Raw genomic sequence first — 12,124 nt, forward strand, 5'->3', positions numbered from 1 at the left:
CCTATCCCCTGCCCCGGCGTGGCGCCGGTGCGTCCGGCGGACCCCAGGAGCGCAGCTCGAGCACGCCGTCCCCGGCCGGGGAGACGAGGACGGTGCCGTCGTGGTCGGTGCGTCCCGTGAGCGCCTCGGCGGCCTCGAGGGCCTCGAGTGTCTGGGGCGCGGGGTGGCCGTAGCTGTTCCCGACGCCGACGGAGATGAGCGCGATGGACGGCCGCAGCTGCTCGATGACCTCGGCTCCCCCGTTGCGGGCACCGTGGTGGCTGACCTTGAGGATGTCGGCGTCCAGTCCCGGGTGGCGCGCCAGCAGTGCCGACATGGCGCGCGCTTCGATGTCTCCCGTGGCCAGGACCGATGCGGTGCCACCGGGGACGGCGAGGTCCAGGCGCATGACGAGGGAGGCATCGTTCTCGGCGGCGGCCCCGGCGGCGGGAGGCGAGAGCACCGTCCATCCCACCGTTCCCAGCCGCCCGTGGGCCCCTTCCGCGATCCTCGTCGTCTCAGTACCGGCCGGAAGCCCCTGCGGCCGCGCGTCGGCGTCGGCGCTCGAGTAGTACACCGGGCCGACCGAGCGGCCGCCCATGAAGACGCCGCCGACCCCACCCGCGTGGTCGGCGTGCAGGTGGGTCAGGAAGACGGCGTCGACACGCTGCACGCCGAGGCGGTCCAGGCAGCCCCCGACGGCTTCGGGGACCTCCCCGGCGTCGATCACGATCGCGCTCTCCGGCCCCGTGGCGACGACGATGCCATCACCCTGGCCCACGTCGCAGGCGGCGAGGATCCAGGGCCCGGGATCCGGGCGGAGCAGCGCCGTGGCGGGAAGGGCCAGCCCGGCGAGCAGGGCGGTGGCGGCGCACGCCAGCAGGAGCGGCGCATGCCGGTCGAGGGCGATGAGCCACGGGCTCCGCGACGGGGACCGGACGCCCGCGGCGAGGCGTTCCCTCCTCGCCGACGACGTGGCGGCCCAGGAGGCGGCGACGAGCAGCACGCACAGCAGCACGGCGGTCGCGACGCCCGCCGTGCCGGAGGGCCACGGGATGGTGGCGCCGGGCCAGCCGGCCACGGCCCTGCCGATCCCGCCCACGGCGGCCGCGGGAAGCCCGGCGCACCAGATCATCGGCCACGTGGCCCAGGGCGGCAGCGCGGCCAGCAGGAGCCCGGCCGTGCCGACCACGGTGACGACGGGAACGAGCGGCGCGGCGGCCACGTTGGCCAGGACGGCGTAGACGGAGACCTCCCCGCTGAGCCCGACGAGGACGGGAAGGCAGAACACCTGGGCGGCGAGGCTGATCGCGATGCCCTCGGCGAGCCAGCGCGGAAGGAAGCGGGTCATGATCAGCGCGAGCGGACGGCCGAGGACGACGATCCCGGACGTCGCGAGGACGGAGAGCTGGAAGGCCGGTTGGCCCGCATACCAGGGATTCCAGGCCAGGAGGGCCACGATGCAGACGCAGAGCGAGGCGAAGGCCTGGCGTCCGCGCCCCAGGTACACGGCCACCGCGGCGATCGAGCCCATCACGGCGGCCCGGACGACGCTCGGCTCGGGATGGACGAGCAGGACGAAGCCGGCCAGGGCGGCCAGGGCCCCGACGAGAGCACCGGTCCGTCCCAGCCGCAGGGCACGGGCCAGCCACAGCACGGCCCCGAGGATCATCGCGCAGTTCGCACCGGACACGGCCGTCAGGTGCACGAGCCCCGAGTCCTTCATGTCCTGCGTCAGCTGCTCGTCCTGGCCCGAGCGCTCCCCCATCACCATCCCGGGCAGCAGGGCGGGCCCGTCCCCGGGCAGGGCCGCCGCGTGCCCGCTGAAGCGGCCCCGCAGGTGCTCGACGGGGCCGCTGGCGACCGCGCCGTCCACATCGACCGGCGCGCTGGCCCGGATCCAGTAGTCGTGCCGGTCACCGGGCCGTGCGGGGCCCGCGCGGCCGATCCCGCTGATGCGCGCGCCCGCCCTGGGGGCGGCCGCGCCGAACTGGTCACTGGAGAGGAGCAGCATGACCTCGTTCCGTGCGGGATGCCACGCGTCGCCGGAACGGTACCGCTCGAGGGTCGCGGGAACCATCCACTGGCCTCCGGCCTCGGAGGAGCCGGCGTCTGCGTCGTCGAAGCGGCCGGGAGCGGAGGCCAGGAGGGAGGCCGTCCCGGTGGCGACGGCCGTGAAGCGCAGCGACGCCCCGGCGGACAGGTGCGCGTCGAGGCCCGGCGATCTGGTCTGCACACCGTGGACGGCTACCGCCGTGGACACGAGGGCCGCGCCGGCCAGGGCCGCCGCGAACGGCGACCACCAGTGGTGGGCCCACGCGAGCAGACCACGGTTGCCCAGGAGCGCCCATGCGAGCCATGCCGTCGCCGCCGCCGCCGCTACGGCGGCCCCGGCCGCGATCAACGGCTCCACGTGGACCAGGCCGGCGGCGGCAGCCCAGGCTCCGCACACGGCCCAGAGCCCCCGGATGTCGAGGACCTCCGTGCGGGGCACTCCCGGTTCGGCCGGATCGGCCCGCACGAGCGGGCCCAGGCGTGCCGCCAGCCGTGCCCGGCTCATCCGAACACGACCAGGCCCTCCAGCCGACCCATCATGGCGGGGCCGATGCCGGAGACGGCGTCGAGCTCGGCGATCGACGCGAACGGGCCGTTGCGTTCCCGGAACTCGATGATGCGTCCCGCCAGTGCCGGGCCGATGCCGGGAAGCGTCTCCAGTTCCGCGGAGGATGCCCGGTTGACGTCGACGGGGCCTCCGCCGCCGGCGGGAGGCGCGGCGCCCGGGGCGCCCGGGGCTGCAGGCGCCGCACGGGCCGGGGCGGTCCCCTGCGCGGGGATGAGCAGTTGCTGGCCGTCCTGCAACGGCGCGGCGAGGTTGACGGCCGAGGGTTCGGCCGTGGTCGTCATGCCGCCGGCGGCCTCGACGGCGGTCGCGCCGCGGGTGCCCGCCGGAAAGGTGTAGACGCCGGGGTCCTCGACTTCACCGGCGACGTGGACGACGACGGTGCCGGCCTCACCGCTCGCGGGTGCGGCGGACGTTGCCGTGCCCGCCCCGGCGGATTCGCCGGATCCCGCGGCCCGGGCTCCGGCGTCCGCATCGGGTTCGGTGTCGGCCCCGGCCCCGGCGTCGAGGTTCGGTCCGGATCCCGTGTCCGCCGCGCCGTCGCGCCCTTCCTCGGTGGCGGCGCTCGGCTCGAGTTCGACGCGGCCCAGCAGACCCCCTGGGCCGGCCAGGGGATGGAACAGAAGGCTCACGGCGATCCACGCGAGCGCTCCGAAGAGCAGGCACAACAGGGCGCCGCGTCCCACCCGGGCCCGTACGCGCGTCGCGAGGCGGGCCGGCGCTGACTGCGATTGCTCCCTGACTTCCCACCGGTGCCGCACCATGGACCCACGGTAGGGCGGGCCGTGCCACGCCGAGCCGGCGTCCGTGTCCCTTGTGGACGATGCCCACCGTCCCGAGGCTGTGGAGGGCGAAGGCTCCGCGGACGGACGGTAGCTACCGCGTGGCGCGCCCCGCCGAACGTCCGGGGAGGCCGGGTCTCCGAGGCCGTGTATGGGGCGGCGCGCCGGCGGGCCGCAGCTTCGATGGGCCCGCTGCTACGAGCGGTCGGTGTCGGACGGCTCGGAGGGGCCGCTGCCCGTGGTCTCGTCGCCCGGGACCGCCGGCGAGGGGCCCGTGTGTTCCGGAGTGCGGGGACGGCTCGGAGCGTCCACCGCGACGGCCAACACGCCCGCACCCGTGTGCGCCGCGAGGACGGCGGGCAGGGAGACGCACCACACGTCGCCGTGGGCGCTGCCGGCGAGCTCGTGGACGAGTTCCAGGGCCTGGGACCGGTTGCCGAAGTACTGGACGGCCATGCGGGCGCCGTCGTGCCGGTCCGCGGCCGCCGATCGGGCCAGGTCGACGAGCCGGGCGAGCGCCTTGGGCAGGGTGCGGACCTTGTCCTTGACGACGACCTGCCCGTCCGCGATGCCCAGGATCGGCTTGACGGCCAGGAGCGTTCCGATCATCGAGGCTGCCGTCGTGATGCGCCCGCCCCGCCGCAGTTGTTCCAGGCTCGGCACGGCGAAGCAGATCAGGTGGTCGGCCGCGTGCGCGGCCGCGCCAGCGACCTCTTCCGGCCCCGCGCCCGCCTCGGCGGCGGCGACGGCGTCCATGACGGCGAAGCCCTGGGCCAGCGCGACGGTCTGCGTGTCGATCACCGTGACGGGAACCGGGCCGTCGGCGCCGGCCAGCCGCGCGGCGTCGACCGTGCCGGAGAGCCGCCCGGAGATGTGGATGGAGACAATGTGGGTCGCGCCGGCCTCCGCGAGCTCCCGGTAGCTGCGCGCGAAGAGCCCGGGGGCCGGACGGGAGGTCTGCACGGTCTTGCCCATGGCGAGGGCCAGCGCGAGTTCGGTCTCGACGTCGTCGAGTCCCTCCGTGTAGATCTGTCCGTCGATCATCACGGGCATGGGAACGACCCGCAGCCGGTCCGCATGCGCCGCGGCCCACTCGGGCGGGACCGCGGCGGCGCTGTCCGTCACCACGGCGACGTGCGCCGGGGGTTCCCGCCGCGGGCGCGCGGACGCGACCGGACGGCCGCGCAGCCGGTCCAGCCACCCCGCGGAGGGGGTGCGCCGGACCGGACGCTCGGAATCGCCGTTGCTGTCCATGGCTCCAGTCTGCCTTGTGGGATCCGCGGACGGTAGCGGCCCGTGCCGGGTCAGGCCGGGACGATGTTGACGAGCTTGGGTGCGCGGACGATCACCGTGCGCAGGCCGCGGCCGTCGAGGACGCGTTGGACGGCCGGAGAGGCCAGGGCCAGCTCGCGCAGCTCGTCCTCCGCGATGCCCGGGGAGACCTCGAGACGGTCGCGGACCTTGCCCTGGACCTGGACGACGGCGACGACCGTCTCCTGCACGAGCAGCGCCGGATCGACCTCCGGCCAGCCGGCGTTGGCGACGGAGGGCTCGTGGCCGAGCCGGGCCCACATGTCCTCCGCGGTGTACGGGGCGAACAGGCTGAGCAGGATCGAGACGGCCTCGACGGCCTCGCGCACCGCCGGGTCGGCCGCGCCGGGGCCGGCGTCGATGGCCTTGCGGGTCGCGTTGACGAGCTCCATGGTCTTCGCGACGACGACGTTGAACTTGCCCGAATCGAGCAGCTCGGCCGCCTCGTGCAGCGTGCGGTGGGTGGCGCGGCGCAATGCGGCGTCACCGCCCGCGGCCGGCGTTCCGGCCGGGCTCGAGACGTCGCCGGCCAGGCGCCAGGCACGGGCCAGGAACTTCGCGGAGCCCGACGGGGACACGTCGGCCCAGTCCACGTCGTCCTCGGGCGGCGAGGCGAAGATCATCGTCAGCCGGATGGCATCGACGCCGAAGAGGTCCAACTGCTCGCCCAGGTCCACGCCGTTCCCGAGCGACTTGCTCATGGCCTTGCCGCCGTTGAGCACCTGGCCCTGGTTCAGCAGGGCCGAGAAGGGCTCGGTGAAGCCGACCAGGCCGAGGTCGAACAGGACCTTGGTGAAGAACCTCGAGTAGAGCAGGTGCAGGATGGCGTGCTCGACGCCGCCGACGTATTGGCCGACGGGCAGCCAGTCCTTGGCCGCCTCGAGGTCGAACGGGCCCTCCGTGTAGTCGGGCGAGGCGAAGCGCAGGAAGTACCAGGACGAGTCGACGAACGTGTCCATGGTGTCGGTGTCGCGCTGCGCGGCCCCGCCGCACCGCGGACACTCGGTGTTCACCCACTCGGTCGCCGCCGCGAGCGGGGACGTCCCCTTCGGCGCGAGGGCCTCGCCGCGCAGGTCGGAGGGCAGGGTCACGGGCAGCTGCTCGTCCGGGACGGGCACCTCGCCGCAGTCCGGGCAGTGCACGATCGGGATCGGGGTGCCCCAGAAGCGCTGGCGGGACAGGAGCCAGTCGCGCAGCCGGTAGTTGACCGTGTGGCGGCCGGTTCCGGCGGATTCCACGATCTCGATGGCCCGGGCGATGGCCTCCGCCTTGCCGAGGCCGTCGAGCGGACCCGAGTTGACGAGCGTGCCGTCGCCGCCCGTCGCGGTGCCCGAAACGGCCGGGTCCTCCTCGCCCGTGTCGACGACGAGCCGCACGGGCAGGTCGAAGGCGCGGGCGAAGTCGAGGTCGCGCTGGTCGTGTGCGGGCACGGCCATGATGGCCCCCGTGCCGTAGTCGGCGAGCACGTAGTCCGCGGCCCATACGGGCAGCTTCTCGCCGTTGAGCGGGTTCACGGCGTAGCGGCCGAGGAACACGCCGGTCTTCTCGCGCTCGGTGGACTGCCGTTCGATCTCGCTCAGGGCCTTGACCTGCTCCTGGTAGGCCTCGAGCTCCGCGCGGTGCTCCGGCGCGACGATCTCCCCCGCCAGTTCGGCGTCCGCGGCCACGACGAAGAACGTGGCTCCGTACAGGGTGTCCGGCCGGGTCGTGAAGACGGTGACCGTGCGCTCCGCGGCGCCGTCGGCGGCCTCGATCGCGAACTCGACGTGCGCTCCCTCGGAGCGGCCGATCCAGTTGCGCTGCATGGCGAGCACGCGCTCCGGCCAGTGGCCGGCGAGCTGCTCCATGTCCTCCAGCAGGCGGTCCGCGTAGTCGGTGATCTTGAAGTACCACTGGTTCAGGGCCTTCTTGGTCACGGGGGTTCCGCAGCGTTCGCAGGCGCCGTTGACGACCTGCTCGTTGGCCAGGACGGTCTGGTCCTTCGGGCACCAGTTGACGGGGTGGTTCTTGCGGTAGGCCAGGCCCTTCTCGTGGAAGCGCTTGAAGAGCCACTGGGTCCACCGGTAGTACTCGGGGTCCGAGGTGTGCAGCCGGCGGGACCAGTCGGCGCTGATCGCATAGCGCTTGAACGAGGCGGCCTGGGTCTCGATGTTGGCGTACGTCCACTCGGCGGGATGGGCGTCGTGCTTGATCGCGGCATTCTCCGCGGGCAGGCCGAAGGAATCCCAGCCGATCGGGTGCAGGACGTCGTAGCCGCGCTGGCGCCAGTAGCGGGCGACGACGTCGCCCATGGCAAAGGCCTCGGCGTGGCCCATGTGCAGGTCGCCCGAGGGGTAGGGGAACATGTCCAGGACGTAGCGGCGCTCCCGCGTGCCGTCGTCGACCGGCGCGAAGACGTTGAGCTGCTCCCAGACCGGGGCCCAGGTGGCCTCGATGGAGGCGAAGTCGTAGCTCCGGCCTTCGTCCGCCGAGTTCCGGATGGTGGTGCTGTTCTCGCTGCTCACTGGTGGTCTTCCTCGTTCAGTCGGTGCCTCGCGGGCCGTGCCCGCCGTGTGCCCCTCGGGGCAAACAAAAACCCCTTGCATGCAAGGGGTTGCCGTACGGGGTGCGGTGCTGTCAGCGCACTTCGTACGGCAGGCGGAGTAGGGACGTCCGTTCCATGGCTCCATGGTACCCCAGCGGGGCCGCGGGGACGCCCCGGCCGCCCGCTCCGCCCGCGGTGCGACGGCGGGGCGTGGCCGGCCGCCGCCGTTCAGACGACGTCGTCGTCGATCCAGTCGAAGGTCCGGGTCACGGCCTTCTTCCAGAGCCGCAGGCGTCGATCGCGCTCCGCCGGGTCCATGACGGGTTCCCACCTCTTGTCCTCGGCCCAGTAGCCCTCGAGCTCGCCCAGGTCCTTCCAGAATCCGACGGCGAGCCCCGCGGCGTAGGCGGCGCCGAGGGCCGTGGTCTCGATGACGCGCGGCCGGACCACGGGCACTCCGAGCAGGTCGGCCTGGAACTGCATCAGCGCGTCGTTCGCGACCATGCCGCCGTCGACCCTCAGCTCGGTCAACGGGACCCCGGTGTCGGCGTTGACGGCGTCGAGGACCTCGCGGGTCTGGAAGGCCGTGGCCTCGAGTGCCGCCCGCGCGATGTGGCCCTTGTTGGCGAAGCGGGTGAGCCCGACGATCGCCCCACGGGCATCGGGCCGCCAGTAGGGCGCGAACAGCCCGGAGAACGCGGGGACGATGTAGACGCCGCCGTTGTCCTCGACGGAGGAGGCCAGCTCCTGGGCCTCGGCGGCCGAGGAGACCAGGCCGAGGTTGTCGCGCAGCCACTGGATCAGGGAGCCGGTGACCGCGATCGAGCCCTCGAGGGCGTAGACGGGTCGCCCGTCGCCGAGCTTGTAGGCGACGGTGCTCAACAGCCCGTTCCCGCTGCGGACGATCTCGTCGCCCGTGTTGAAGATGAGGAAGCATCCGGTGCCGTAGGTGTTCTTGGCGGCTCCCCGCCCGAAGGCGGCCTGTCCGAAGGTCGCGGCCTGCTGGTCCCCCAGGATGCCCGCGACGGGGACCTCCCGCAGGAGCTGGGAGCCGTGGACCTCTCCGTACACCTCGGAGGAGGACCTGATCGCCGGCATCATGGAGCGGGGAACGCCGAAGTCGGCCAGGATCGACTCGTCCCAGTCGAGCGTCTCCAGGTCCATGAACAGCGTGCGGGACGCGTTCGTCACGTCGGTCACGTGCACGCCGCCGTCGGGACCCCCGGTCAGGTTCCAGGTCAACCACGCATCGGTGTTGCCGAAGAGCAGCTCGCCCCGCTCCGCCTGCTCCCGCGCTCCCTCGACGTTGTCCAGGATCCACTTGATCTTGGTTCCCGAGAAATAGGTGGCCAGCGGGAGCCCGACCCGGGGTTCGTAGCGGTCGATGCCGCCGTCGGCAGCGAGCTCGTCGACGATGGGCTGCGTCCTGGTGTCCTGCCAGACGATGGCGTTGTAGACGGGCCGGCCCGTCGACTTGTTCCACACGACCGTCGTCTCGCGTTGGTTGGTGATGCCGACCGCGGCGATGTCGTGGCGCGTCAGGTTCGCCTTGGACAGGGCGCTCCCGACGACCTCGCGCGTGTTCCGCCAGATCTGAAGGGGATCGTGTTCCACCCACCCGGCCTGGGGAAAGACCTGCTCGTGCTCGAGCTGCCCGGTGGAGGTGATCCGGCCTTCGTGGTCGAAGACGATGGCGCGCGTGCTGGTGGTTCCTTGATCGAGAGCGATCACGTACTTCTCACTCATGTGTTTCACCTCGTGTTTCACGTCGATGTGCAGGCAGGGAACGGGCGGGCCGCGACCAGGACGCTGTCGGGCGGACGAAGGCCGGGGACTCAAGGCTATCCCGGCCACGAAGGGGCGGGGTGGCCGGCCGGGCCGGTCGCCTGGCGCGGGGCCGGGCACCGGTTCCCGGCGCGGGCTAGGCAGGCAGCGGGTCGCGTCCCGAAGCCGTGGCCCGGGCCGGTGTCGCCTCGTCGGAGAGCCGGACGCCGTGGCGTCGCCGCAGGACGTCCCGGGCGTGCTCGACCTCCGCGGCGGTCTCCGCCTCGTCCCACCCGTGGTGCCGCGCCAGGACGGTGGCCGCTTCCTCGAGCAGGGCGTTCGTGACGAGGCCGCGGAAGGCGAGCGACGTACGCCGGATGAAGACGTCGACGAGCCGTGCCGCCTGCTCGTGCCGGGCCAGGTACCCCAGCTCCCCCACCGTGAGCTCGTCGCAGGCACGGAGCGGACGGTCCCCCGCTCCGCAGTGCTCGAGGACGCGGTCGGCCCCCGTTCCGTAGCGTTCCAACAGGACTTCGAGCCGCCGCCGGTCCGCACGGCCGACCCGCCGGGTGAACCAGTCCTCGAGCGCGGCCGGATCGAGGGGGTAGTCGCGGCCTCCGCCGATCGCGAGGTCCTGGGTCTGGACCGTCCGCGTCCGTCCGCTCTCGGCCAGGACGTCGCGGGCCAGGTGCTCGGCCAGGGCCCGGAACGTCGTCCACTTCCCCCCGACGAGGGTGAGCATCGGGGTCCCGCCCGCCAGGAGCGTGCGCTCGATCCGGTAATCCCGGGACACGAAGCCCGGCTGCGTGTCGGCGTGCCGGGGCAGCGGCCGGACGCCGGAGAAGGTGTAGACGATGTCGTCGCGGCCGACGGCGATGTCCGGGAACACGTGGCGGATCAGCTCGAAGAAGTACCTGGTCTCGTCGTCGGTGCAGACGGGGTCCTCGGTCATGTCCGCCTCGATGTCCGTGGTGCCGACGAGCACCCGGTCGCCGATCGGGTAGATCAGCACGATCCGCCCGTCCCGGTGCTCGAAGAAGATCTCCCGCCCGCCCGTGGCCCGCAGGAGCTCCGGATGGTCCAGGACGATGTGGCTCCCCTTGGTTCCGCCCATGAACGCCGACGGCCGGCCGACCGAGTCGTTGGTGAGATCGGCCCACGCTCCCGTCGCGTTCACGACGACGTCGGCCTGGAACCGGAACTCCTCGCCCGTCAGCTCGTCGCGCAGCACCGCGCCGTCGGCGTCGTGGCGCACGAGGCCGAGGTAGTTGGAGGCCCGTGCCGCCGGATGGGCCTCGAGCCCGGACTGCAGCACGTCGAGCGTGAGCCGTTCCGGGTTGTGCACGGAGGCGTCGAAGTAAGTGGCGGTGTACTTCACGTCCGGACGGAGCCGAGGCAGCGCCACGAGCGACTTCCGGCGCCCGTGGAAGGAGTGCCAGGGCGTCCTGCGGCCGGCGCGGAGCCCCGCGAAGCAGTCGTACATCACGAGCCCGGCCTTGATCAACACGGCGCCGCGTTCGGTGGGGCGCCCGTTACGGTGCCGCAGGAAGCGCAGGGGCGCCCCCAGGATGCCCGAGAACGTCGAGAACACGGGGATCGTGGTCCGCAGGGGCTTGACGTGGTGCGGTGCGATGGCGAGGAGCCCGTTGCGCTCGGCCACCGACTCCTTGACGAGCCGGAACTCGCCGTTCTCGAGGTACCTGATGCCACCGTGGATCATGTGCGACGACGCCCCCGAGGCCCCTTGGCAGTAGTCGCCTCGTTCCACGAGGGCGACGTCGACGCCCTGCAAGGCGAGGTCGCGGAACGTGGCGACGCCGTTGATGCCTCCTCCGACGACGAGGACCTCGGCGCGGGGCCGGTCCTTGAAGGCCTGGACGTGGGCGCGGGGTGGAAGGCACTGGGGCACGGGGAATCCTCACGGGCGGGAGTCGGTAGCTGGCTTCGGCGGGCCGAAAGACGGCCCGTACCAGTAGTCTTGAAGGCGCTGGGATGTTGCGTCAACGCCTGTGCACAAACGTGCAGAATTCGCGGGCGGAGCACGGGAAGAGGGGATCGGATGGCCGTGAAACGGCTCGGAAATGAGCGGATCCACCAGGGCCGCCCAGAGGACGCCGACCCGGTACGGGACGCGCAGGTGCTGCGCTCGGCGCAGTTGTACTACCTGCAGGACCTCACCATGGAAGCGATCGCCCGCGAGCTGCGGGTCTCCCGGTCCACGGTCTCGCGCCTGATCGCGCGCGCCCGCCAGACCGGCGTCGTGAGCTTCGTGATCAACAAGACGGGGTCACCGGTACCCGAGCTGGAGGGCCGCATCGCGGACCGCTACGGGATCTCCGTCCACGCGGTCCCCACGGACCGGGAACTGGGCGAGGCACAGGTGCTCGAACGCGTCGCCGTGCAGGCCTCCGAGGTGCTGGCGAACCTCGTCGGCTCCGACATGATCGTCGGCGTCGCCTGGGGCGCGACGGTCAGCGCGATCAGCCGCCACCTCAAGCCGCTCCCGACGCGCGGCACCGTCGTCGTCCAGCTCAATGGCTCGGGGAATGTGCAGTCCTCCGGGATCGCCTACGCCTCCGACATCCTGCAGCGCTTCGGCGCGGCCTTCGGAGCGCGCATCGAGCAGTTTCCCGTGCCGACGTTCTTCGACGACGCGCGCACGCGGGACATGATGTGGCGTGAACGCTCGGTCCGCCGCGTCCTTGACCTGCAGGGACACATGGGGCTCGTCGTCTTCGGCCTGGGCACCGTGGACGCGGACGTCCCCAGCCACGTCTACCGGGGCGGATACCTGACGGCGGAGGACCTGGCGGAGATCCGGGACCGCGGCGTCGTCGGCGACGTGGCCACGACGTTCTTCACCTCCGACGGATCGACGGATGCGGTGGGGCTGAACCGGCGCTCCACGGGTCCCTCGCTCGAGGTCCTGCGCCGCGTCCCGCGCCGGGTCTGCGCCGTTGCCGGGCGGTCGAAGGTCCCCGCCCTGGCCGCCGCACTCGAGATGGGCCTCGTGACGGACCTGGTCCTCGACGAGGCCGCCGCGGCAGCGCTCCTGGACCTCCTCGACTCGCGGGACGGCGCGGGAACGCGGGCCTGACCCGTCGGGGAGGCCACGCGCCGCGACGGAGCGGCGGGCACGGCACC

Annotated in this window: 7 protein-coding genes; 1 reads left to right on the forward strand and 6 read right to left on the reverse strand. The window is 72.7% G+C overall.

Going from position 1 to position 12,124, the window contains the following annotated elements; genetic code table 11:
* Position 1: 1 nt before the first annotated feature.
* The 6 genes from ACQ3I4_RS02900 to ACQ3I4_RS02925 form a co-directional block, all read right to left on the reverse strand.
* Positions 2–2,539 carry a ComEC/Rec2 family competence protein gene (locus ACQ3I4_RS02900; RefSeq protein WP_430632749.1) on the reverse strand — a complete coding sequence of 846 codons (2,538 nt, stop codon included), beginning with the start codon at positions 2,537–2,539 and terminating at the stop codon, positions 2–4.
* Positions 2,536–3,363 carry a helix-hairpin-helix domain-containing protein gene (locus ACQ3I4_RS02905; RefSeq protein WP_430632750.1) on the reverse strand — a complete coding sequence of 276 codons (828 nt, stop codon included), beginning with the start codon at positions 3,361–3,363 and terminating at the stop codon, positions 2,536–2,538. The genes ACQ3I4_RS02900 and ACQ3I4_RS02905 overlap by 4 nt, the downstream gene beginning before the upstream one ends.
* Positions 3,364–3,576: 213 nt before the next feature.
* Positions 3,577–4,635 (reverse strand): DegV family protein, encoded by a 1,059-nt coding sequence (locus tag ACQ3I4_RS02910; protein WP_430632751.1) that lies wholly within the window; start codon positions 4,633–4,635, stop codon positions 3,577–3,579.
* A 50-nt stretch (positions 4,636–4,685) separates the two neighbouring features.
* On the reverse strand, positions 4,686–7,277 hold the full coding sequence (leuS, locus tag ACQ3I4_RS02915; protein ID WP_430632752.1) for a leucine--tRNA ligase: 2,592 nt from the start codon (positions 7,275–7,277) through the stop codon (positions 4,686–4,688).
* Between the two features lie 167 nt (positions 7,278–7,444).
* On the reverse strand, positions 7,445–8,962 hold the full coding sequence (gene glpK / locus ACQ3I4_RS02920; protein ID WP_329861390.1) for a glycerol kinase GlpK: 1,518 nt from the start codon (positions 8,960–8,962) through the stop codon (positions 7,445–7,447).
* A gap of 175 nt (positions 8,963–9,137) precedes the next feature.
* The gene (locus ACQ3I4_RS02925) at positions 9,138–10,889 is read right to left on the reverse strand and encodes a glycerol-3-phosphate dehydrogenase/oxidase (RefSeq protein ID WP_430632753.1); all 1,752 of its coding nucleotides are present in this window, start codon (positions 10,887–10,889) and stop codon (positions 9,138–9,140) included.
* A 156-nt stretch (positions 10,890–11,045) separates the two neighbouring features.
* On the opposite strand from ACQ3I4_RS02925, the gene ACQ3I4_RS02930 reads away from it, so the two are divergent.
* On the forward strand, positions 11,046–12,077 hold the full coding sequence (locus tag ACQ3I4_RS02930) for a sugar-binding transcriptional regulator (RefSeq protein ID WP_430632754.1): 1,032 nt from the start codon (positions 11,046–11,048) through the stop codon (positions 12,075–12,077).
* Positions 12,078–12,124: the final 47 nt, after the last annotated feature.

This window comes from Zafaria sp. Z1313 (assembly GCF_050563205.1).
Classification (GTDB): domain Bacteria; phylum Actinomycetota; class Actinomycetes; order Actinomycetales; family Micrococcaceae; genus JAZDCJ01.

Bases quoted from the DNA above. Each gene is read 5' to 3' on its own strand.
- ACQ3I4_RS02900 (WP_430632749.1), bottom strand. From the start codon at position 2,539: ATGAGCCGGGCACGGCTGGCGGCACGCCTGGGCCCGCTCGTGCGGGCC.
- ACQ3I4_RS02905 (WP_430632750.1), bottom strand. From the start codon at position 3,363: ATGGTGCGGCACCGGTGGGAAGTCAGGGAGCAATCGCAGTCAGCGCCG.
- ACQ3I4_RS02910 (WP_430632751.1), bottom strand. From the start codon at position 4,635: ATGGACAGCAACGGCGATTCCGAGCGTCCGGTCCGGCGCACCCCCTCC.
- leuS (WP_430632752.1), bottom strand. From the start codon at position 7,277: ATGCAAGGGGTTTTTGTTTGCCCCGAGGGGCACACGGCGGGCACGGCC.
- glpK (WP_329861390.1), bottom strand. From the start codon at position 8,962: ATGAGTGAGAAGTACGTGATCGCTCTCGATCAAGGAACCACCAGCACG.